The sequence below is a fragment of the Brevinematia bacterium genome, from assembly GCA_039630355.1.
Classification (GTDB): Bacteria; Spirochaetota; Brevinematia; order DTOW01; family DTOW01; genus SKYB106.
This window is the reverse complement of record JBCNVF010000092.1, coordinates 1-21745: the sequence shown is the minus strand read 5'-3', so window position 1 is coordinate 21745 and position 21745 is coordinate 1. Positions and strand designations below refer to the sequence as shown.

Below are 21745 nucleotides of genomic sequence, written 5' to 3'. Positions count from 1 at the left end.
GAGAGATCCGGTATGAAGTAAAGTTTTGTTACCAAAGAACGCTATCTAGAACCAAAGGGGATGAGCAAGAGTAAGAAAAGTTTAGAACCTTGCTTACTTACCTAATGAAGATTGGAATTTGTTATTGCTAAAGGGGTTTATTTGATTTGGGAGTTTAGAGTTTTTTAAAATGCTTATAAAAGTATAGAGCAAAGGGATTGGTATGAGTAACTTATCGAAATCCTTTATCATAAGTGCTTTTCTTGTTGTGGTATTTACATTGGTGGTTATACTACCTCCTCTTATCTCAGGCAAGACATTTTACGGGATTGATGGTAATGTAGGAGTAATAAGAAATGTTTCAGAAGCTCTGTGGAGATTGGAAAATGAACACTGGAACTTTAATTATCTTCTGGGACTTCCACTAGGGGTGAGTTTTAATCTGCCCATTTTTTTCGGTAAAATAATTGGATATGAGAGGGTTCCTATTTTTGATATTGCTCTGTATATTGTAGTTTCATTTATAGGAATGTATATATTTCTGAGAAGCTCTGGACTTACGATGTGGGGGGCTTTATTTGGTGCAGTGAGTATATCTCTAACAACAATGGGTGTTTTGTCAGTATTAGGGGGGCATATTATCGGATCTCTTGGATTTTTGCTTTTAGCGCTAGGAATAGTAAAGTATGTATATTCCAAGGAACATGGTATTTTTAAACTATCTTTGCTTGTTATAATAGCTGGTGTGTCAATAGGACTTGCTTTTGCGGATTTTCAGAGAACTATTTATTTTGGGATTGTTCTAGGAGCTTACATAATATTCCTTTCTTTGATAAGGTTTAACAGAATATCTGAGATTTTGAAAATCAACTGGAATACTTTACTAAAACTCATTTTAGTTCCTTTGTCAATATTTGTTGTATTTGTTGCATTCTCCTTTGTTTCCATAAAAGGGATGTTTGGGTTTGCTCAGATGCAACAGATTGGTTCTGTTGAGGGTGATCCTGAGAGTAAATGGAGGTTTTTAGTACAGTTTTCCTATCCTCCTGAGGAGATTTTGAACTTTTTTGTGCCTGGGTTGTTTGGGTATTTTTCCAATGATCCAGAACTGCCATACTGGGGAAGAGCAGCACAAGATTTTGGATATGAGGCTACTAAGCAGGGGATGAGAAATTTTAGGCTTGGCATAGATGCTTACGCTAATGTTTTTGTTCTTCCTTTTGTCATCTTGGCACTGCTCTACTTCAGGAATTGGGAAAGAGAAAGAAAGCTGCATTTTGTTTTCTGGGCTGTTGTTGCCATTATTTCTTTCCTGTTCTCTATTGCTCGCTATTTCCCAACGCCTTTTTATTTGCTTACACAGATTCCGTATTTTGATAAACTGAGAGTTCCTGCAAAATGGATGGATATTTTCACAATATCTTTGGTAATAATGTCAGCTTTTTCCATTGATTCTTTCGTAAAAGGGGTAGGAAATGGCACTAAGGAGAACAGACTGTTTCTAAGCATACTTCTAGTTTACTCAGGTGTACTTTTTCTAAGTTATCTCATACTTTCAGGTGTAAAAGCAGAGATAACTATGCACTTTGCCTATCAACATCAATACGACTATTCTATTGCTAGCAGGATAAGTGAGAATATAATAAGTTCTGTTGGAACTTCTTTCTTGTTTGTGATAGCTGGAACTTTACTTCTATACGTTCTAGAGAAAGTTGTAGGTGTAAGGGTAAAGCCTGAGGAGAAAGCTTTTGGAAGGTCTTTGGTTTTTGACACAACCTTTGTGGTCTTTCTCCTAATGGTGTTTGTAAATATGTTTGTTACTGTAAAGCCCTTATTTAAAGAAGTTGATCCTAGTAAGCTTTATAAGGAGACAGAAGTTGTCAGGTTTATGAAGGATAAGTTGAAAGAAGAACAAGCGAGGGTTGTTATGTATTCAGGATTTGCTAATCACTACTTCACGTTTTTGTTCCCATACCATAAGCTTGAGACAATACAGTCTATTGCTGCTTCAAGATTGCCGGATGAGTATATAAAGCTGCTTCCTATCATCAACTCCTTCAACTTTGATGTTATGGCTAAATATGGAACCAAGTATTTCCTAACAGAACTACCTCCGAGTCATCCCGTTTTTCTACAAGTTCCTATTCTAAAGTATTATACAAACTTGTATTGTAGTATTTACCTTTCAGAGGATCAACAATCTGTTTCCAATTTCTTTTATGTCTACGAAGTTACTAATTCGTTGCCAAGATTTTTCATTACTCCTAACTATATAAAGTATAATGGACAGATTGAAATGATCTTGATGTTACCAATAGAGGTTCTAAAAAATAGTGTTCTTTTGACAAATGATATTACTAACTTCTCTCCTTCTCATAACCTTCAACATGACATCTCAGTGCTAGAATATTCTGGAAATTATGCTAAGCTGAAGGTATTTGTAAGTGATAAATGCTTTCTAGTTTTTAACAATTACTACCATCCAAAATGGGAGTGTCTGGTCAATGGAAAAAAGAAAGAAATCCTTAAGGCAAATTACTTAGCTCAAGCGGTCTATTTTGACTCTCAGGGAGAGTATATAGTTGAGTTCAAGTTTAACTCATTTTCAGTATTTTCACTAATACAGATGTTTCTCTTAATATGCTTTTTTGGGGCGCTAGGTTTGGTAGGTCTGCGCTTCTAGTATTTGTATTGAGTAGGTGTAGGATGATTTTAACTTCTCAGAAGATACTTGAAGAAATAAAGGAAGGGAATATAGTAATAGAGCCGTTTGAAGAGAGGTTCTTGAACCCTAACTCCTATAATTTGAGGCTTCACAACGAACTTTTTGAGCTAACTGACGATGTATTAGATTTAAAAAAGCCAACAAACTATAGAGTCATAGTTATCCCAGAAAGTGGCTTTTTACTTGAGCCAGGAAAGCTTTACTTAGGTAGAACTGTAGAGTATACAATTACTAAGAAATATGTTCCTATGATTGAAGGAAGATCAAGCATAGGTAGGCTAGGAATTTCTGTGCATGCTACTGCTGGGTTTGGAGATATAGGATTTGAAGGCTATTGGACACTTGAAATTTCTGTGATAAAACCCGTGATAGTATATCCTTTTATTGAGATCTGTCAGATATACTACTGCGAAGTAAGTGGCGAAATTACCAGAGTGTACCAAGGTAAGTACTCAAAAAGCAAGGATATAGTCATAAGTAAAATGTATGAGGAATTCAACCAGCTTTAGAAAAGATTACATCAGCAGTAATACACTGAAATCTCTTGACTTGTTGGAAATATTTTAGTATACTATATACAGTAGCTAGTATATTTAGGAGGTAAGGCTTATGGATGTAAAGGTTTATTCTACACCGACTTGTCCCTATTGCAATATGCTTAAGAATTATCTTAGGTCCAAGGGCATTAAGTTTGTGGACTATGATGTGTCTAAGGATGAGGTAAAAGCGATGGAGATGGTGAGGATATCTGGGCAGATGGGTGTTCCTGTGGTTGTGATAAATGGTAAAGTTATTGTTGGTTTTAACAAGCCGATTATAGATAAGATGTTGAATCTTTCTTAGCGGTTATGATTTTAGAGTTTAGGGATATTTTCTACATATTATCTTGAAGTGTTTCTTCTGTTTTGGAGAATGAGTTTAGGAAAGTTTCTACAATTTCGGGGTCTAACTGGGTTCCTTTGACTTTTTTTATCTCTTCTAGTGCTATTTCAAGTGGTAATGCTTTTCGGTAAGGTCTGTCTGAGGTCATAGCGTCAAGTGTATCAGCAACAGCTATTATTCTTGCTATAAGTGGTATATCCTTACCCTTTAGACCTTCGGGGTATCCGGTTCCGTCAAACTTCTCATGATGGTATTTTATACCATCTAGGATATCTTCAAGTCCTTCAACTGAGCTTAGGATATTGTAGCCTATGATAGGGTGCTTTTTTATTGTTTCGTATTCTTCCTCTGAGAGTTTCCCTGGTTTTCTGAGAATGTTGTCAGGAATTCCTATTTTGCCAATATCATGTAGAATTGAAGATAGTTCTACCTTTTTAATTTTCTTTGAAGGTAATCCTAAAGCGCGAGCGATTTTGACTGAAAATATTTGAACTCTGTAAGAATGTCCTTTTGTGTATTCGTCTCTAGCTTCAAGGGCGGTTATTAGAGCTTTTATTATGTCGGTTGAGATTTTATTAATTTTCTGATGAAGTATTGAGTTTATTAAGCTTATTCCTAGTATGTCTGCTATAGTCTCTAGAAGTTCCAAATCTTCTTCTGTAAAATTTGTTTCCCTTAGTTTGTTTACTGCTTCGATTACTCCTATTGTTCTGTTCAGGGGTTTTATAGCTGCGGAGATTAGTGATTTCGTTGTGAAGCCGCTTTTTTCGTCAACTTTACTATAAAATTCAGGATGCGAAGATACATCGTTGACGATCAGTGATTTTCCTGTTCTTGCAGTATATCCTGCTATTCCTTTACTTGTAGGTATTCTAACCTCTTTTATTTTGTCACTTTTTTCACTTTCTACTACCTTAAAGAAGAGTTCGTCTTTTTTTTCGTCCTTAAGTAAAATTGAAGCTCCTTGGGTTCCCAAAAGTTTTTTGGTTACTTTTGTTGCATTTTCTATAACTTCCTCAATATCATCAACTTCTGCCGTTGCTTTGAGGATCTTGATAAGTTCTAAGAGGACATAATTTCTATCATAGAGTTCTTGAAAGGAATAGAAGCTGTTTATTACTTCGCTTAAGTTTTCTTCATCTGGCTGAAGCAAGGGAGGTAAGGATACTCTTATCAGAATCTTTCTTTGGAATTTCCTGAAGAATATTGCTATGTCAAAGAATGTTTCGTCTCCTAGCTTTCTGATTTTTTTAGATATTTCATTTTCGCTTACCACATCTTTTAGAACCTTCGTCTTTTTCTCAGACTTGAACACATTCAGGAAGCCTTTTGATGTTTCGGTGTAGATGCCAAAAGGAATTTCATTTCCTAGTGCTTGGATGCAAAGGGAAATCAGAGTTTTAGAGTGAGGGTATTCACCATTTAATAGCGCTTTTTGTAATGTATTTATCAAATTAAGTGTTTGCCTTAATATACTCATATAAGGTATCCTTTAGGTTCACCTTTTTTAGTAGTTCTGTTTTCTTAGTATCTCTGCTTTCCCAGAAGATTCCAAAGGTATTAGATCCGGTATAAAGGATTTTGTTGTTGCTTTCGGTTCCAAACTTTTCTTTTATGTAGTTTACTACACACTCAAAGTGAAACACATGTCCTTCTATCACTATATTGGATGGGTCATAGATTGTGTGTTTGGAACATATGGGACAGGTGCCTGTTATTTTTGAGTAATCTATGCTGTAAGTTACGTCAAAGTATTTGTGATGCTTTTTGTTAGTAGGAGTAAGATTCTTTTTGCTTTTGGTGAACTCTGTGTTATTGTTGGTTGAGGAATTTAAGTTGCTGTTGGGAATTTTCTTTGCATTTTGTTTATGCATATTCGCTTCTCCTATTTTATTTTCTCCCACCAAATGATAAAGTAGTCTTTGTCTAACTTTCTTACAACTGATTCTAGTTCTTCGGGGGAAAAGTCTACGCTGAATATGGATTCAATTGTAGAGAGTTTTTTTGCGAGTGCTTTGAGTTTCTGGATTCCTTCTATTCCTAGGGGTTTTCTACTTTCTCTTAGGATATTGAATAGTAATTGTTCTCTCTGTTTTTCAGTTAGTGCTTTCCATGTTTCGTTTATCCTTTTTTTAAAAAGATATGGAGTTTCTATTTCCCTTCTTATCTCAGGGGAGAGTTTGTTGAGACAATAATAGCATACACCTTCAGTATTACTAAGTTGTTCTGCTATCTCGCTTGGAAATACTTTTCTGTCACATACTTTACACAAGCACAAAACTTCTATATTCTTTATGGCATTCTCATCACAGGTTTTTATTTCTCTTGAAGATTCAAGGCCTAAGAAGTCAGAGATTATGGATGGTAGGATTTCTAGTGGTATGAGCCTCTCGTTTATGAAAAGATCTAAATGTTCCAGTGGGTATACTTTTCTCTGTTTATCTATATTTACCAAAAACTCTGATATTAGTTTTTCTCCATTCCACCAAGCTTCAAGCACTGGAGTTGTCGCAAAGAAATTCCAAAGCTTTTGGAAGGAAGTGTTTGTATATTTTTGGGCTCTGTTAACAAAATCCAATTTGTGGAAGTCTTCATAAGATCTGATGGTATTTAAATTTATGAATACCCATAAGTTTACTTTTGAGGATATTATTCTATATTTTCCGAAGGTTTTCTCTTTCATGGTAATAATATTATAGGAAAAGAGGGGTTGTATCTCAAGAGGTTCGTTCCTGTGAGGATGTTTTTAGGTGAGACTTGGGTGTTCTGGAATTGTTGAAGTTGAAATGGTTGAGATAGGTTATGTATAATATCAAGGTTAGTTGGGGATGTGGCGGAATGGCAGACGCGGGGGACTTAAAATCCCCTGGGTGAAGACCCGTGAGGGTTCGAGTCCCTCCATCCCCACCACCGTAGGCCTGTAGCTCGAATTGGCTAGAGCGCCGGACTCCAAATCCGGAGGTTGTGGGTTCGAGCCCCACCAGGCCTGAATATTTTGCCTGAGGTAGGCGTATGATAGGTATTGCTAAGAGAGTGATACAATTTTTTAAGGATGTTGCCGAGGAAATGAAGAAAGTTTCATGGCCACCGAAAGAGGAGGTTATATCTTCTTCAGCAATAGTAATAGTCTTTGTAATAATCCTTTCTATAATCTTGGGGTTTATAGATTTTGTTGCTTCAACATTAGTTGGACTAATTCTAAAGTAGAAGGTAGATGTGTATGGGTAGAGCTTGGTATGTGTTACATACCATCTCAGGTCTTGAGAATAGTGTTGTGGATAAAATAAAAAAGGAGATGGAAAAGAATGAAGATGTAAGAAAGGTCATAGTTGACATAAAAATACCTATGGAGAATGTTGAAGTTAGGGGAAGAGGTGATAAGAAAATAGTAAAGAAACAGAGAATATTCCCAGGATATATTCTTTTGGAAATGGACCTTCCTACTGAAGAGCAGAAACTTGAATCATTTCTAAGGACAGTAAAGAACATCCACGGAGTAATTGGTTTTCTAGGGGCTAAGACAGAGCAAAGTGGTGTAAGATCTTTTAGGGTTCCTCCAAAACCTTTGACTATAGAGGAGGTAAGAAATATTTTTGAGAAAACGGGTGAATTCAAGAGTAGAGCTTTTGTTGATCTTTCCTCTTCGTTTGAGCCTGGTGATCAGGTAAAAATAGTGGAGGGTCCGTTTAAAGGACTTGTTGGAACGGTGGTTGAGGTTTATCCTGATAAATATAAGCTCAAAGTGAGTGTAACTATCTTCAACCGAGAAACGCCGTTGAATATAAATTTTGATCAAGTGGAAAGAGTGTAGTATGTTGAGGAAAAGCGACAAGGGATTTTACAGTTTTTTCCCAAGTGTAGTATGTGTAATAGTTACGTCTTTTCAAGGTAGAACTAACGCTATGCCTGCTGCCTGGACAACTATATCTTCCATTAATCCTAGATATTTTTCAGTAATGATCTCAAAGAGAAGATTCACTTATGAACTTCTTAGTAGGTCCAAGAGTTTTTCCGTGAACTTTTTAGATTGGAAACATCTGGACATAGTTGATAAACTTGGTTTCTATTCTGGAAGGGATGTTGATAAAATAGAGAAGTTCAATATACCTCTTGAGAGAGGTATTTTGGATGGTGTTTTCTATATTCCACTCTCATTTGCAGTGTATGAGTGTAAGTTGGTTAAGGATGAGGAAGTAGGTGACCACAATTTAATCGTTGGTGAGGTTATGAACGTGCTTGTAGATGACGATGTTTTTGATAGTAGTGGCAACTATATTCCTGACAAAGTGAGTCCTATTCTCTATGTAGCTGGCGAAGGGTATATAAAACTTAGAATCTTGAGAGATTTTTAGAGAGGCAGTTATGGATACTGTTAAAGGTAAAATAAATTCCGCTTTAGGTGCATTAGAGTATGTGAGAGAGTGGGTGAAAGATAACATGGTAATAGGTCTTGGTAGTGGGACAACTGTTCAAGAGTTTATAAAGCTTCTCGGGGATGAGGTTAAGAAGGGATTAAAGGTTGTTTGTGTGACAACATCTTACGCTTCGCGGATGTTAGCGATAGAAAATGGGATATTGGTGACAGATACGGATGCTGTTGAGAGGATAGATATAGCAATAGACGGTGCGGATAAGGTAAATAAGATAGCACTTCTTAAAGGTGGGGGGGGAGCGTTGACTAGGGAGAAGATTGTGGATTACAATGCAGAGAGGTTTATAGTAATAGTCGATGAAACTAAAGTAACTGATGGAGTTCTTGAGGGAGTAGTAAATATGGAAGTGTTGCCGTTTGCAGCACCAATTGTAATGAGACAGCTTGAAGAGTTTAATCCTAGGCTTAGAGTGGGTAAAGGAAAACTCGGACCAGTGGTAAGTGATAATGGTAACTTCTTACTTGAGTGTCAAATGAGACTTGAGAATCCAGTTGAAACAGAAAGGTGGTTGAAAAGTATTCCAGGAATAATAGAGAACGGCATTTTCACAAAGTTCTCAATGATAATAGTTGGTACTGAAGATGGATGGTATAGGTTTGTATAACTTCTTGAATCAGTTATGAGTTTTTGTTAAATTGTTTTTATGGTAAAAGTTGGTGTTGTTTCAAATAGCCCAACCTTATCAAAAGCAATTGGAGTTTTTCTTATATCTCGTGGATATTATGTAAACCATATATTCTCTGACCAGGCAAACAACGGTGAATTTGATGTATTCGTTATTGATGTGGATGGAATAAATAAGATGTTTCCAGAGCAGGGCTTCAGTGTTGTTGGTAAAATAAGTGAGACTAAAAAATACATAATATTGGTAACCTCGGAAAAGTCCCCTGCTAAGCTGAAAGAACTCCTGCAGAAAGGAGTATCAGGCATTGTTGACAGTGCTCTGCAACCATACTACATATCAGAAAAGATTTATGAGATTCTTCAAACCTTGCCTATTAAGGATGACGATAAAAGAAAACATTACAGGGTAAAAGTTGATTATGGACTTCTAAGAGTTGAGATACTTCCGAACAGAGTCATTGAGGGACAGGTATTTGATGTGAGTGCAGGAGGAGTGAGTGCTAATTTTCGGACTGAAGAAGAAGCAAATATGTTTATAAATAACAAGGCTTATCCTTGTGAATTGATATTCGGGAATGTTGTTGTGAAAACAAAGGTATTTCTAGTAAGGCGTGATGCCCTGTTTTGTGGATTTAGGTTCTTCGGATTAGATGAAAAGCAATTGCTTAGACTGTCAGAGTTTATATACCATAGTATAATAGAGTCAACCCGAGGCTTGCCAAAAGCTTCTGAGTTAACAAGGTAAAGTTCGGATTACCAGTGACAGTTGTTGTTTTTTGTAGAAACTTGGCTGGCACTTATTTATTATTATTTCTATCTAGATGTTAGGAGGAGTGGTATGAGAAAATTTACAATCTTTGGAATAGTTTTGTTACTGGTGACAAGCTTTTTAGGTGCATGTCCTGCTCCAAAGCCTGATAAAGAGATACAACTGGCAAAAGAGAAGCTGGAATTGGCTCGCAGTGAGGGAGCACCAGTATTGTCAGAAAAAGAGTATACTGTGGCAGAAAAGAATTATACAGAGGCTACTAATCTTGTTTCCGTGGGAAAAAATGATGAAGCTAAAGTAAAAGCTCTAACCTCAATAACAAATTCGGAAATAGCAATAATGAACTCTAGAAAGAAGAAAGCAGAGGAAGAGATGTCAAAGGTTAGTTCTTTGCTAAAGGAGTCTAAGGATTTGAGAATGGAAGTAGTGTATCCTGAAAGTTTCAAGAATCTTACAAATTCGTACCAAACTTCGTTATCGCTCTATAATTCATCAAATTACTATGAGTCTCTGACAAATTCCAGAAGAGTTATTTCAGAAGTAGAACCTACTGTTAGAGAGTTGAAAGATAAATGGAATACAGCAAGAACAGAACTGAATAGAGTCCTTTCAAGGACTGAGAAGTTGAAGAGAGTAGCAAAGTGGCTTTCTGCAGAAGTTATGGAAATAGAAGAGATAACGAGCCAAGCCAAAGCATTCCTAAATGAGGCTAAGTTGAATGAAAGTATAGAGAAGTCAAGGGAGGCAATTAAAAAGCTAGATGAGCTTTCTGAAAAACTTAAAGGAAAAAGTCAACAGGAATTAGAGGATATCGGCAATAGAATGAAAGAGCTTAAAATTAATAAACTTAAGATCAGGTTTCTGTATTTTGGGAGCAACAAAGAACTAGAAGCGTTTAATGGTGCAGAATTCAGAGTATCTCTGACTTATGAAGAAAAAGTAACTTCTGAGTATAGTAGTGAGGAGAAAGTTAAAGGTATGTCTGAGAGGGAGCTTGAAAGTTACAGGTCTTCACTTGAATCTGAACTTCAGAAGATGAGAGAAGAGATAAGGAGTCTTTACTCACAGGCTCAAGAGGATCATAACAAAGGTAATTACGAAGATTCTCTTGAAAAGCTAGATAGAGTTAACGAACTTTTGGATATGTACTCTCTTAAAGTAGAAGAGCTTAATGTAGTTGTAAGTGAAATAGAGAAAAGGAAAGCTAAGAAAAGAGTCACTACTGAGCCCAAGGTTGTAGGTAGTTACATTGTAGAAAAAGGTGATTTCTTATCAAAAATTGCTGGTAAACTTTTTAGAGGTGGGTATTGGTGGTGGCCAAAGATATTTACCTTGAACAGAGATAAGATAAAAGATCCAGATGTGATAGAGATAGGTGTGGAACTTAAGATTCCAGAAATTCCTGAAGAATAAGTACTTTGCATGTTTAGTGTCAGTGATGAAGAACTAATAGATGACTTTTTTTCAAAGGGTGGTAAGAGAAAAGAGGAGGCCTTTACCTTAATATATGAAAAATACGTAAATTTTGTGTATGACTTTGGCAGAACTATGGGTATACCACTGAATGAGATAGATGACTTTGTCCAAGAAACCTTCCTCAAACTTTCATTGAAATTGAAGAAGTTTGACGGAAGGAAGAAGTTCTTTCCTTGGTTTTATTCACTCGTGAGAAACTACTGTTACGACTTTCTAAGGAAGCTGAAAAGTAAAGATACTGACCTTAGAATAGAGAGATACGTTAATAATCCTTATGATTTTGATGTAGATCTAATAAACCAAGTCAGAGATGTAATCTCAAGGCTTCCAAGGGAAGAAAGAGAGGTTATCTTCCTTAGGTATTACCAAGGAATGACACCCGAAGAGATCTCAAGAATTATTGGTTGTTCTGTTAGGAAGGTTTACTATATTCTTGAGAGAGCTATGAGGAATTTTGAGGAGGAGTGGAGTAGAAGATGAAGTGGTATGAGTGTGATTGAGGTTAGGAATTTGTGTAAGTCTTTCAATAACTTGAAAGTATTGGATAATATAACATTTTCGCTTGACTCTGATAGATTATTGATAATAGGAAGGAGTGGAATGGGCAAGAGTGTGTTGATAAAAACAATTGTTAGGCTTTTGGAACCTGAAAGGGGTAGAGTAATTTTAAATGGAGTTGACATAACTTCTCTTAAGGAGAAGGAGCTTGAAGAGTTCTGGAGAGATGTTGGGTTTTTGTTTCAGAGTGGAGCACTGTTTGATTCGCTTACTGTAGAAGAAAACATCCTTTTTGTTATAGAGAATGTAAGGAGAATAACTGGGGAGAAGGCTCGTAGGAGGGTTAAAGAGGTGCTTGAGATGGTGGGGTTGCCGAATGTTGGAGAAAAAATGCCATCTGAGCTTAGTGGTGGTATGAGAAAAAGGGTTGCACTTGCTAGAACTATATCAACCTACCCTAAAATTCTTTTCCTTGATGAACCTACTACAGGACTTGATCCTATAACATCGGATTATGTGATGTCATCAATAATAGACTTAAAAAATTACCTCCAGATACCAATAGTAGTTGTCACTCATGATATTGAGGTTATGAAAAAGATAGGAGGAAAGTTGTTAATGCTTGAAGATCATAGAATTGTCTTTTTCGGAGACTTAGAAGAAATGTTTAACTCAGGTAATGAATATACACAGCAATTTCTTAAAGGCCTAAGTGAAGGACCTATAAGGGTATTTTAGATCTTTTCTCGTAGTAAGAGATACAAAGCAGGTAGAGATAATATAACATTGGAATACCATGCAGCAGTTATTGGGTCTAATTCTCCATTTCTTACGGGAATCTCAGCTACAAATGTAAGGTATGTCTGAAGTAGTATCACCACTATTCCTATTATCAGTGAGCCTCCTCTACCCGTCCTTACCTTTATCATTATACCAAAAACGAATCCTACCAGTCCGTAAACTATTGCAGATACTGGTATAGATGTTTTCTTGTGTTGTTCAAAAACAAAAACATTGTAGTCAATCATCTCAAATCTGGTATTGACTTTTCTGATATCTTGATGTAGCTTGGAAATTGTTACTATGGTGTTGTTGAAGTTTTCTATTGTTTTATCCCTTTCCTTACCGCCGAAAGCTAGGGCTACCAGATATTGGGGCAGGGTGAGTAAAACTTCTTTGTATTCCTCAATGAGGTTGGAGTTGAGATTACTAAGCTCAAGTAAACTTTTCAAAACGTTATCTTGTTTTTTCATATTTTCAATAATTCTGCCTGTTTTATATCTTGACATAACTCGTGGTTGTGTTTCGGTATTGAAAGTTGGAATGTAAGAGATTTCGTAATCTACTCTCAGTTCTGCTTCTTTAAACTGTGAGGAGAAGACTTCTCCTCTTTTGGATTTCTCAATAAAGGTTCCATCGTTTAAAAGAATCTTGTAGTAAGGTAGATCCCCAGAGGAAATTATTACACCCTTGCTAGCCTTAATTATTCTTTCGCCTTCAGCAAAGTTTTGGTAGATTTCTACTCCTATCATTTCGTTCCCGCTTATCTCTTCAAACCCTATGTTGAATTCCCCGATCTTAGGAAACTCACCTGGAGCGATGTCTATAAACGGTTTTTCTATTCTCATTTTGATCATAGATCTGAGATACATTTCATTGCCTCTTATTAAAACGGTATCAAAGAATAGGAAGGTTATTCCTAGGATAACTAAGGAGAATACAAAAACGGGCAGGAAAAGCCTAATTTTTCTTACACCGCTTAAGCGTAGCATCAGAATTTCAAGATTGATTGAGAGTTTATTAAACGTTAGCAAGGTAGCCATTACCATACCCGCAGGAATGGTTATAGCCATTGTAAAAGGTAGACTGTAGAAAAATATGCTAAGTGTTGTCCAGAGTTGGGCTCCTTTCTGGATATATTGAATGTATATTAGGTAAATCTCTTTAAGCCAAACTACTAGTGACATTATCAAAAAGGACACCAGGTAGCTGGTTGTAAGTTCTTTGTATATCATTAAGTCGTATCTCTTGAAGGGTATGAAATTAGCAACTATAAAGTGCCTACAACCTTCAAGTTTTGCCTTTAGAAATCTCTTAAGTTCTTTTGTGAATTCTGCAATTTTCATTTTTAACCTCTCGCTATATTTTCTTTTAAAGCTTTTGCTAAACTCAAATAGGGAAAGAGAGGGATGAAGTAGTTTTAATACAATGAAATCTAGAGTTTATAGCTGGGGATGTTTTTTTCTCGCAGTTCCTGTCAAGACTGGATAAATTTTCTAATAGTTCTGTAAAAAGTTTGGTGTAAGCTGATGTTTTGTGATTAGCAGGTACTACTTGAGACTTAGAGAAGTTTTGTGCTTTTCTGGTTTTGATGGTTAGGTATTTGCACTTTTCTTTGTGGTTAGAGTATAATTAAAGTGAGTATTCAGTTTTTACTACGATGGTGGAAGAGAGAGTGTTTAATTTAGATAAGGAGATTGAAGGGATAGGTATAGATGTAGGGAGTTTATACCTTAAAGTTGTTGGAGTTAAGAATGGTGAAGTTGTTGATAAAGTTTCGGTTTTTCATGGCAAGAGAGTTATTGAGAATTTGAAAGGGTTATTAGAAGCTTTTGGTGAGAAATATGTAGGATTTACTGGAAGCTTTTTTGCCAGTTTGGAGAAGGCCCCATTTTTTGATGGAACCAAGTGTTTGATAGAAGGTGTGAGAAAGTATATAGGCAAGGTTAGGTATATACTTGATGTTGGGGCAAGATCCTCTAAGCTTGTAGAGCTAGATGAGAATTTTAAATTAAAAAATTTGTGGACTAATTCTGTGTGTGCTGCTGGAACAGGAGCTTTCTTTGATCAGCAGAGGGAGAGGCTTTCTGTAAGTTATGAAGAGATTGAGAGGTGGGAAATTCCTTATTCTCAACCGCCGGCAGTAGCTTCAAGGTGCACAGTGTTTGCAAAAACGGATTTAGTAAATCGTCAGCAGGAAGGGTATTCTAAAGTTGAGATATGGGCAGGTTTGTGTAGAAGCATGGCTAGAACTGTTTTAAACTCGCTTCTTAGGGGTAGGAATATAGATGGGAAAGTTGTTTTAGTAGGAGGATTGTCTCAGAATAAATTCTTTGTCCACTATCTTAGAGAGTACTTAGGTGATAATTTAGTAGTTGATCCGAACTCTAATTTTTTGCAAGCTTTGGGAGCTGTAAGCCTTGCCGATCAACGGTTTTCAAAAGCTTATTACCTTGGGGATTTGGAGTTTTTAGTAGGTAAAAAGAATGGTAAAGAGGTGTTTGAGAAAAGCCCTCATATTCTGATTGAGAGGAGTAAATATCCGGCTTCCGAAGGTTATGTAATAGAGCTTGATGGAGTTGAGATTGGAATATATAATTGGGAAGAAGGGACAACGCTAAAGATTTATCTAGGCATTGACATAGGATCAACTAGCACCAAATGTGTTCTTATGGATGAAAACCTGAGGATAATTGCTAGCTTCTATACTAGAACTGGTGGAGAACCTATAAAGGCTATCAATAGAATATTTCAGGTTCTGAGTAAGGTTAAGGATGAGAAAAGAAGTGAAGTAGTAGTTCTTGGAGTGGGAACAACAGGATCTGGTAGAAAGTTGGTTGGGGAATACATTGGAGCTGATGTTATTGAGAATGAAATCACAGCTCATGCAAAGGGAGCTCTTCACTTTTTCCCTGATGCTGAAGTGATATTTGAAATAGGAGGACAGGACTCTAAATATGTAAGGCTTAGGAATGGTAAAGTTTTTGATTGTAGCATGAACTACATCTGTTCTGCTGGGACTGGCTCATTCCTTGAAGAACAGGCAAAAAAGTTTGGACTTAATATAAAGGAAGTTAGTGATAAAATTATGGGTATTTCTCCTCCTTACACTCAGGAAAGGTGTTCGGTCTTTATGGAGCAGGACATTGAGGATCTTCTTAGCAAAGGGTTTTCTGTGGAAGAAGTGATGGCTTCTTGCACTTACTCGGTTGTCCATAACTATTTAAATAGGGTGGTTGGGAAAAAATATCTTCCTAAAGGAAAGGTAGTCTTTCAAGGAGCTACTGCGAGAAATAAAGCTCTTGTCGGAGCTTTTGAGAAGGTTCTAAATAGAGAAATTGTTGTTTCTCCTTTTTGTCACCTTATGGGGGCAATCGGCATTGCTATTATGGCAAAAGATTGGATAGGTAAGGTGGGAGTAACGAAGTTTCTAGGATTTGATGTTAGTAATAGAGAAGTTAGTATATACTTTAGCACCTGTAAGTACTGTGAAAACTTATGTAAGATTACACACTTAAGTTCCGGGGAGAGAACAACCTCGTTTGGTTACCAATGTGGTAGAGAAAGTGACTCTAAAGGCAGAAGAAGGGTTAAAGAATTTGAAATATACGAAAAATATGAGAGTATCTTTCGGGACTATACTAAAAACACTGGTGATAAGTCAGGGAATTGTGAAAGAATCGTTTATATTCCTAATATTTTCACGGTGTATTCTCTACTTCCTTTCTATAAAACTTTTTTAGAAGAATTAGGTTTTGATACCGTAGTTGTGGATGTTTTGGGAAGGAAAACACTGGAAAAGGGTGTAGAGTTAGCTTCTGCGGACTTTTGCTTACCTGTGAAGTTAGCATACGGAATTACAGCGGAGCTTACTGAGAGAAAAGGTGGATATATATTCATCCCATCTATGCTTAACCATCCTTTTGGGGAAAAGAATAAGTATAATCATTTCTGTCCGTATGTTCAGTCATTGCCGGCATTTCTAAAGTATGTAGTAACTCGTAATGATCAGAAAGGTGCCGAACTACTTATACCGGTTTTTGATTTTAGTACCAGTAATCGTCACCTTGTAGACCAACTTGAAGAGTATTTTAAGCCTTTTGGCTTTAGTAAAAAGGATATTGAGAGGGCTCTTTCTAATGCTATTGAGGTTCAAAAGGAGTTTGAGGAGAGGATGAGGAGACTCGGTGAAGAGGTTTACAGCTTAATCCAAGATTCTAGTGGTAGTTATATAGTTCTTTTTGGAAGACCTTATATCATCTTTTCAAATACACTCAATATGAATGTTCCTTTAAAAATAGCTAATCTTTCTGTTCCGGTAATTCCTTGGATGTTGCTGAGGAAATTTGGAAAAGATAATGGTTATTGTGACAATATGTACTGGTATTTACCGCGGGAGATGCTAAGGGTTGCTGAATTTGTGAAAGAAAAGGAGAATCTATATCCTGTGTTTCTAGGCACATTTCCTTGTGGTCCAGATTCTTTTCTACTTACTTACCTTGAGGAGGTATTTAGTAAAAAGCCCTTTTTGATACTTGAGCTTGATGAGTACGGTGGAGATGCAGTTTTCCAGACAAGGTTAGAAGCATTTTACAATGTTATAAAGGAACAAAGAGATGAGAAAGAACAGAGAGAGGTACAGAATGTAAAAGTTTGCTTTACTGATGGAAGTAGTAAAGACTTGAAGCTTGGTAAGGTATGGATACCTCCTCTTCAGCCAGATGGAGCTAGATTGTTTGCTAGTAGTCTGAGGAGATTTGGGATAGATGCGGAAGCATTACCCACAACTACGGAAAAAGATTACAAGATAGGCAGGAGCCTTACAAGAGGTTCAGAGTGCTTACCTTGTATTACCACAGTAGGCACATTTGTTAATAAGATGAGCAATACTACTGATGGAAAGAACATTCTTTTTATGCCAACTTCCTCAGGTCCGTGTAGATTCGGTCAGTATGCTTTACTCCAGAAGATTATCCTAGAAAAGGAAGGTTTTAAAATACCGGTGGTTTCTCCTACTTGTTATAACGGGTATGCTGGACTTCCTTACAAAGTAAGGAAGTTCTTAGCAAAAGCTCTGGTGGTTTATGACTGGCTTCTTAAGTGTAGAAATAGAATTGCTCCTTATGAAAGGGTTAAAGGTGAAGCAAAAAGAACTTATACAGAGTCTATCTCTTATCTGGAGAAAGCCATAGAGGGAGGAGAGGATATATTCGTCGCCTTTGAGAAATGCGTTAAAAGGTTTAAGGAGATAGAAAAAGAAACTAGAGAGAAACCCCTGATAGGTGTGGTTGGAGAAATTTATGTTAGATTTGACCCATTTTCTAATGATGGGCTTATAGAAGTCATAGAGGAATGTGGTGGTGAGGCTTGGGTAACCCCATTTTTTGAGTGGATATGGTATATCAATTACTTTGTTAAAAGAAGATCAAAACTTACGATGGATGTTATTGGATTTTTAGCTGAAGGGTTCAAGGGGAATTATTATAGAAAGATTGAAAGAGAGGTTTATGAAATAGCGAAGGAGGTTACAGGAGATAGGCTTGAACCTGAGATTGAGGAGATCATGTCTGAGGCAAGAAAGTATTTACCTGAAGGTTTTGGCACTGAAGCTCCAATTATTGTTGGGAGAGCAATAAAATTTAAAGAGCAAGGGGCTAAATTGGTTGTAAATGTAGCTCCATTTACTTGTATGCCGGGCAATATAACTACTGCTATTTTCAACAACATTTCCAAAGAGTTAGGTATTCCTATTGTAAATGTCTTCTATGACGGCAGAAAAGATGAAAATGAGAGGCTAAGAACATTTTTGAAATCCTACTTTTAACTCTTAGATCAATGATAATGTCTTAGCAAGATTTACAAATTCTTCTGGTAGTTCTATTTCAAAATACATAATTTCATCTCTAATGGGATGAGGGAAAACTAGTTTTTTCGCAACCAGGGGAATAAATCCCTCCGGAAGATTGAACATTGAGATATACATTTTAGGGTTAAAGCCGTATAGAGGGTCACCTACTATTGGATGTGACACGCTTTTTAGGTGAACCCGTATTTGGTGTGTTCTACCAGTTATAGGTCTTGCTATCACAAGCGAAAATTTTTCAGTTGAGGAGATAAGCTCAAATTCCGTTGTTGCCTCCTTACCTTTTTCGGAAACTATCATTTTTAAACGGTTATTTGGATTTCTAGCTATAGCTTTTTTAACTGTGAAGCTTTTTTCTAGTATTCTGCCGTGAACTATGGCCCAATATTCTTTTTGGACGAGTTTATTCTTAAATAAATTGGCTAGTTTATAGTGCGCCTTGTCATTAAGTGCTATAACCATAACTCCAGAAGTTTCCTTATCAAGGCGATGAACAATCCCAGGTCTTAAATACCCACCAGACGTTGACAATTTGTCCTTGAGATTGTGGAGAATGGCATTAACAAGAGTTCCTGTCCAGTGTCCAGGTGCCGGGTGGACCACCATATTGTGTGGTTTATTAATTATTGCAATATCATCATCTTGGTATAGAATCTCAATCTTGATTGGTTCTGGTTCAAGATCTATTTTCTCAGGTTCAATGTCTTCAAACTCTATTATATCCCCCTTTTTAACCTTGTATCCAAAGTTTTTCACTTGTCCATTTACATATACTATGCTAACTTTAGATTTAACCTGGCTTCTTGTAAAGGGCACATATCTGGATATAACCACATCTACCCTATGTCCTTCGTCTTCGCTAGAACAGATTATTCTCATAGCAATCCTCTATGCTAAAAATTTGATTCTCTTTTAGCACTTTTTTTACTCCCTAGCTATTGTTCACATCAGCTCTCTTACAGCCTTTGTGTAAGCCTAAAGGGTATTTTATTATTTTGTTTTTCTGCCTATTTCTGTGTCAATGTAGATTTCTGAATATTACCCTGACTGTTTCTCTCGTTTTTCCCATGTTTTTAGGCTCATAGTGTATGCAAGGGCAATGTTTTCCCCAAACATCTTCAAGAAGTTTCCAACTACTATTTTTCCTACTTGTAGGAAGAGTTAAGGCACTATTGAAAGTGCAAAGTAGGAATAAAAAGTGTCTGAGTGAAAATTATGCTTTGGACAAAAACGATAATTATAATTATGTATGTGGGTGTTAGATGGTTGGCCGGCTTTATAATAATCCTGACTTTTAGCGGTTATGTTTATGGCTCAATAGCTAAGATCTTATTTGACTCTGGGCTTAATGCTTACAATAGGGGAGATTTCCAGACTGCGATAGAAAAACTTGAGGTCATATTTAACGAATATCCTGAGTCTTCATTTTTCCCAAAAGCCAGCATGTATTTGGGGTATATATTCTACGAAATTGGGGAATATGATAAGGCAAAGAGATACCTTTTGGTAAGCATCAGAACTAGTAGTAAAGGAAGTGAAGTATGGATGACTGCAATGAAACTTTTGGGAGTAATATACCACGAAAAAGGTGAAGAAAAGAAATACGAGAAGGTGTTTTTAGAGTTACAGCGCTATCAAAAGCAAAAAGAGATAAAACTACCAGATGTTGTTTCTCAACCTTCATCTGCTTACATTTCAAAACGAGTTGAACAGCCTGATCTTAAAGCTTTTACTAATTATTTTACTAATTGGATAACGAATTACTTCACCAATGAGATAGTGATAACTAACCAAATAACTCAAAAAGAAGTGGAGTTGAAAATAGTCACAAATTATGTAACAAATGTAGTTACAAACTACCAAGAAGTTGTTTCAGAAGAAGTTTTAAGTAATCTTGTTAAGGTCAAAGAGAAAGCTGAGGAGGTCAGTAAGAAAGAAGAAGATCTGGAAGAGTTGAATAGGTTAACAGATATAAAAACTAGACTACTGAAGCTCAACGAGAAAGCACTTTTGATTCAGGAATTGCTTAAAAAGAAGGTGGAGGGCAAAAAATGAAATCATACTGCACCATTTCAATAGTTTTGCTTTCGGTTTTGCTTTCCGCTTTTAGCTTTAACTCTGAGGCAACTATAGTTGAATTCAAGAATAAGTATCTAAAGCTAATATTTGACGATGTAAATTATAGGTTTACCTTACAGAGGGAGTTTGTGCCATCTGCTGAATATTCAAAAGATTTACTATTTTTCAACATTCCTCCGACTTCGTATATTATTCTTAACATTGATGGGATGTCGTATAACTTAAACGAGGGTAAAGTAATAACTCCACCTATGTTGACTAAGGATGGGAAATTTAGCTTTCAGTGCAATATTCAAGATGTAGTGGTAGTGGTAACGTTTAGTTTTGTAAAAAATAATTACACTCAAGAGGAGGATAGTATAGAAGTGGAATTGAAGCTTATGAATAGGGGAAATGTTTCAAAGAATGTGGGTGTTAGATATTTGTTTGATACATTTTTTGGAGAAAATGAGAATAAGCCTAAGTTCTATTTAGATGGTAAAAACCCAATAGATCACGAGCTGTTGATAAATCAGAATAATATGATTTCTTATGTAGTTTCGTCTTCAGACATAAATCATCCTAATAGTCTTTATATTTTCTGGACACCTACTCCCAGTAGGATAATTTTCTCAAACTGGAGAAAGTTGAATATAACCACATGGGATGTAGAACCATCTCCTTTTTTAAGGTATAAGTTTTCGGAAACGAGTAGTGAAGATTGTGCAGTAGCGATATTCTTTGAAGGTTTGCAACTTGCTCCAAATGTAGCAAAAAGCGTTAAAGTTGTTCTTTCATCGTCTCAGTATTTTCCTGAGTTGGAAGACACTAAACCACCGCAGGAGAAAGTAGTTTCTGTACCTGTTGTTAAGCAAGAGGAACAGAAAGTAGTATTTGTAACAAATTATGTTTTCGTAACGAATGAGATAGTGAGTGTAAAGACTCAGGAAGTAGTTTCTCGCGAGGAAGTAGTAACAACTAATATAGTTACCAACTTCGTAACAAATTTTCTAACCAATTTTATGCCATTATCACCCCAAGTTACCTCACCTGCGCCTGTTTATCAAATTCCTGTGGTTGTGGGAAACGGAGAACTTAAGAGAAAAGTTGTAGAGATAGAGGAAAAAATAGAAAGACTTTCTCAAAGTGTTGATAAAGTATTTTCTCTGATTACAAATGCTCAAGTTCAGTTGGCTGTGAGGAAGGATAAAGAGCTTGAGCGAGATGTAGATGAGATAAAGAGGATAAGGGCAAGTATGGTAAAGTTATCTAAAACTATTGATACGCTTGAAGAAAGGATAGCGATGATAAATAAGTATATAGAGATTCGCAAGAAATTTGCGGACAAAAGGATAGTGGTCTACTCTACTGAAGAGTATAGAAACGATATTAGAATCATTGAAGAGATGTCAAAGCTTTTGGATGAAATAATGAATGAAATTATCTCTAGTAGTAGTTTTGGATTAGAATAGGTCAATGATGTGTCCCATTTTTTTTGCTTTGGTTTCAAGATACTTTTGATTGTACTTGTTTATTCCTACTACTATTGGGACTCTTTCGTTAACCTTAACTCCGAATTCCTGAAGTCTCTGAACTTTCCTAGGATTGTTTGTCATAAGTCTTACACTTTTTACTCCTAAATCTTTCAAGATCTGATA

The 21745-nt window shown here is 36.3% G+C and carries 20 protein-coding genes and 2 tRNA genes; 16 read left to right on the top strand and 6 right to left on the bottom strand.

The features are described from left to right. Positions 1 to 202 precede the first annotated feature (202 nt). From ABDH28_06095 to ABDH28_06085, 3 genes are all read left to right on the top strand, one after another. Entirely contained in the window at positions 203 to 2662 is a 2460-nt protein-coding gene (locus ABDH28_06095; GenBank protein ID MEN2998587.1) for a hypothetical protein, read from the top strand. A 23-nt stretch (positions 2663 to 2685) separates the two neighbouring features. Beyond that, positions 2686 to 3213 (top strand): dCTP deaminase, encoded by a 528-nt coding sequence (gene dcd, locus ABDH28_06090; GenBank protein MEN2998586.1) that lies wholly within the window; start codon positions 2686 to 2688, stop codon positions 3211 to 3213. Between the two features lie 100 nt (positions 3214 to 3313). Beyond that, the gene (locus ABDH28_06085) at positions 3314 to 3547 is read left to right on the top strand and encodes a Uxx-star family glutaredoxin-like (seleno)protein (protein ID MEN2998585.1); all 234 of its coding nucleotides are present in this window, start codon (positions 3314 to 3316) and stop codon (positions 3545 to 3547) included. 31 nt (positions 3548 to 3578) lie between these two features. On the opposite strand, the gene ABDH28_06080 is transcribed toward ABDH28_06085, so the two are convergent. Genes ABDH28_06080 through ABDH28_06070 form a run of 3 tightly spaced genes read right to left on the bottom strand, consistent with a single transcriptional unit; the run spans position 3579 to position 6269 of the window. Next, positions 3579 to 5066 (bottom strand): HD domain-containing phosphohydrolase, encoded by a 1488-nt coding sequence (locus tag ABDH28_06080; protein MEN2998584.1) that lies wholly within the window; start codon positions 5064 to 5066, stop codon positions 3579 to 3581. Next, positions 5041 to 5460, bottom strand: a complete 420-nt coding sequence (locus ABDH28_06075) for an RING finger protein (GenBank protein MEN2998583.1) — start codon at positions 5458 to 5460, stop codon at positions 5041 to 5043. The genes ABDH28_06080 and ABDH28_06075 overlap by 26 nt, the downstream gene beginning before the upstream one ends. An 11-nt stretch (positions 5461 to 5471) precedes the next feature. Beyond that, positions 5472 to 6269 (bottom strand): hypothetical protein, encoded by a 798-nt coding sequence (locus tag ABDH28_06070; GenBank protein ID MEN2998582.1) that lies wholly within the window; start codon positions 6267 to 6269, stop codon positions 5472 to 5474. Positions 6270 to 6410: 141 nt separating this feature from the next. Between ABDH28_06070 and ABDH28_06065 the strand changes: the two genes are divergently transcribed. From ABDH28_06065 to ABDH28_06020, 10 genes are all read left to right on the top strand, one after another. Beyond that, positions 6411 to 6496 (top strand) — tRNA-Leu (locus tag ABDH28_06065). A gap of 4 nt (positions 6497 to 6500) precedes the next feature. Then, positions 6501 to 6575: transfer RNA gene (locus ABDH28_06060), tRNA-Trp, on the top strand. Between the two features lie 23 nt (positions 6576 to 6598). Continuing rightward, entirely contained in the window at positions 6599 to 6793 is a 195-nt protein-coding gene (gene secE / locus ABDH28_06055) for a preprotein translocase subunit SecE (protein MEN2998581.1), read from the top strand. A 13-nt stretch (positions 6794 to 6806) separates the two neighbouring features. Continuing rightward, complete coding sequence (gene nusG, locus ABDH28_06050) at positions 6807 to 7397, top strand: transcription termination/antitermination protein NusG (GenBank protein MEN2998580.1); 591 nt, start codon at positions 6807 to 6809, stop codon at positions 7395 to 7397. A gap of 1 nt (position 7398) precedes the next feature. Beyond that, positions 7399 to 7938, top strand: coding sequence for a flavin reductase family protein (locus ABDH28_06045; GenBank protein ID MEN2998579.1), 540 nt, complete (start codon positions 7399 to 7401; stop codon positions 7936 to 7938). Positions 7939 to 7948: 10 nt separating this feature from the next. Then, positions 7949 to 8623, top strand: a complete 675-nt coding sequence (rpiA, locus tag ABDH28_06040; GenBank protein ID MEN2998578.1) for a ribose 5-phosphate isomerase A — start codon at positions 7949 to 7951, stop codon at positions 8621 to 8623. A 39-nt stretch (positions 8624 to 8662) separates the two neighbouring features. Beyond that, on the top strand, positions 8663 to 9388 hold the full coding sequence (locus ABDH28_06035; GenBank protein ID MEN2998577.1) for a hypothetical protein: 726 nt from the start codon (positions 8663 to 8665) through the stop codon (positions 9386 to 9388). 93 nt (positions 9389 to 9481) lie between these two features. Further along, entirely contained in the window at positions 9482 to 10825 is a 1344-nt protein-coding gene (locus tag ABDH28_06030; GenBank protein ID MEN2998576.1) for a LysM peptidoglycan-binding domain-containing protein, read from the top strand. Between the two features lie 9 nt (positions 10826 to 10834). After that, positions 10835 to 11368, top strand: coding sequence for a sigma-70 family RNA polymerase sigma factor (locus ABDH28_06025; GenBank protein MEN2998575.1), 534 nt, complete (start codon positions 10835 to 10837; stop codon positions 11366 to 11368). Between the two features lie 6 nt (positions 11369 to 11374). Then, positions 11375 to 12124 (top strand): ATP-binding cassette domain-containing protein, encoded by a 750-nt coding sequence (locus tag ABDH28_06020; GenBank protein ID MEN2998574.1) that lies wholly within the window; start codon positions 11375 to 11377, stop codon positions 12122 to 12124. On the opposite strand, the gene ABDH28_06015 is transcribed toward ABDH28_06020, so the two are convergent. Then, on the bottom strand, positions 12121 to 13512 hold the full coding sequence (locus tag ABDH28_06015) for an LptF/LptG family permease (GenBank protein MEN2998573.1): 1392 nt from the start codon (positions 13510 to 13512) through the stop codon (positions 12121 to 12123). The genes ABDH28_06020 and ABDH28_06015 overlap by 4 nt on opposite strands. Before the next feature lie 314 nt (positions 13513 to 13826). Here ABDH28_06015 and ABDH28_06010 point away from each other — a divergent pair, with 314 nt between their 5' ends. After that, positions 13827 to 17990 (top strand): acyl-CoA dehydratase activase, encoded by a 4164-nt coding sequence (locus ABDH28_06010; protein ID MEN2998572.1) that lies wholly within the window; start codon positions 13827 to 13829, stop codon positions 17988 to 17990. A gap of 3 nt (positions 17991 to 17993) precedes the next feature. Here ABDH28_06010 and ABDH28_06005 read toward each other — a convergent pair whose 3' ends face one another. Then, positions 17994 to 18908 (bottom strand): RluA family pseudouridine synthase, encoded by a 915-nt coding sequence (locus ABDH28_06005; GenBank protein MEN2998571.1) that lies wholly within the window; start codon positions 18906 to 18908, stop codon positions 17994 to 17996. Between the two features lie 366 nt (positions 18909 to 19274). Between ABDH28_06005 and bamD the strand changes: the two genes are divergently transcribed. After that, positions 19275 to 20084, top strand: a complete 810-nt coding sequence (gene bamD / locus ABDH28_06000; GenBank protein MEN2998570.1) for an outer membrane protein assembly factor BamD — start codon at positions 19275 to 19277, stop codon at positions 20082 to 20084. After that, complete coding sequence (locus tag ABDH28_05995) at positions 20081 to 21559, top strand: hypothetical protein (protein MEN2998569.1); 1479 nt, start codon at positions 20081 to 20083, stop codon at positions 21557 to 21559. The genes bamD and ABDH28_05995 overlap by 4 nt, the downstream gene beginning before the upstream one ends. Here ABDH28_05995 and ABDH28_05990 read toward each other — a convergent pair. Continuing rightward, positions 21551 to 21745 (bottom strand): bifunctional 3,4-dihydroxy-2-butanone-4-phosphate synthase/GTP cyclohydrolase II (locus ABDH28_05990; protein MEN2998568.1); only part of this gene is annotated, 195 nt, incomplete at its 5' end. The two genes, ABDH28_05995 and ABDH28_05990, sit on opposite strands and share 9 nt — an antisense overlap.

What these genes read in the sequence shown, in the direction of transcription:
- ABDH28_06095 (MEN2998587.1), top strand. Translation starts at nt 203, where the DNA reads ATGAGTAACTTATCGAAATCCTTTATCATAAGTGCTTTTCTTGTTGTG.
- dcd (MEN2998586.1), top strand. Translation starts at nt 2,686, where the DNA reads ATGATTTTAACTTCTCAGAAGATACTTGAAGAAATAAAGGAAGGGAAT.
- ABDH28_06085 (MEN2998585.1), top strand. Translation starts at nt 3,314, where the DNA reads ATGGATGTAAAGGTTTATTCTACACCGACTTGTCCCTATTGCAATATG.
- ABDH28_06080 (MEN2998584.1), bottom strand. Translation starts at nt 5,066, where the DNA reads ATGAGTATATTAAGGCAAACACTTAATTTGATAAATACATTACAAAAA.
- ABDH28_06075 (MEN2998583.1), bottom strand. Translation starts at nt 5,460, where the DNA reads ATGCATAAACAAAATGCAAAGAAAATTCCCAACAGCAACTTAAATTCC.
- ABDH28_06070 (MEN2998582.1), bottom strand. Translation starts at nt 6,269, where the DNA reads ATGAAAGAGAAAACCTTCGGAAAATATAGAATAATATCCTCAAAAGTA.
- secE (MEN2998581.1), top strand. Translation starts at nt 6,599, where the DNA reads ATGATAGGTATTGCTAAGAGAGTGATACAATTTTTTAAGGATGTTGCC.
- nusG (MEN2998580.1), top strand. Translation starts at nt 6,807, where the DNA reads ATGGGTAGAGCTTGGTATGTGTTACATACCATCTCAGGTCTTGAGAAT.
- ABDH28_06045 (MEN2998579.1), top strand. Translation starts at nt 7,399, where the DNA reads ATGTTGAGGAAAAGCGACAAGGGATTTTACAGTTTTTTCCCAAGTGTA.
- rpiA (MEN2998578.1), top strand. Translation starts at nt 7,949, where the DNA reads ATGGATACTGTTAAAGGTAAAATAAATTCCGCTTTAGGTGCATTAGAG.
- ABDH28_06035 (MEN2998577.1), top strand. Translation starts at nt 8,663, where the DNA reads ATGGTAAAAGTTGGTGTTGTTTCAAATAGCCCAACCTTATCAAAAGCA.
- ABDH28_06030 (MEN2998576.1), top strand. Translation starts at nt 9,482, where the DNA reads ATGAGAAAATTTACAATCTTTGGAATAGTTTTGTTACTGGTGACAAGC.
- ABDH28_06025 (MEN2998575.1), top strand. Translation starts at nt 10,835, where the DNA reads ATGTTTAGTGTCAGTGATGAAGAACTAATAGATGACTTTTTTTCAAAG.
- ABDH28_06020 (MEN2998574.1), top strand. Translation starts at nt 11,375, where the DNA reads ATGAGTGTGATTGAGGTTAGGAATTTGTGTAAGTCTTTCAATAACTTG.
- ABDH28_06015 (MEN2998573.1), bottom strand. Translation starts at nt 13,512, where the DNA reads ATGAAAATTGCAGAATTCACAAAAGAACTTAAGAGATTTCTAAAGGCA.
- ABDH28_06010 (MEN2998572.1), top strand. Translation starts at nt 13,827, where the DNA reads ATGGTGGAAGAGAGAGTGTTTAATTTAGATAAGGAGATTGAAGGGATA.
- ABDH28_06005 (MEN2998571.1), bottom strand. Translation starts at nt 18,908, where the DNA reads ATGAGAATAATCTGTTCTAGCGAAGACGAAGGACATAGGGTAGATGTG.
- bamD (MEN2998570.1), top strand. Translation starts at nt 19,275, where the DNA reads ATGTATGTGGGTGTTAGATGGTTGGCCGGCTTTATAATAATCCTGACT.
- ABDH28_05995 (MEN2998569.1), top strand. Translation starts at nt 20,081, where the DNA reads ATGAAATCATACTGCACCATTTCAATAGTTTTGCTTTCGGTTTTGCTT.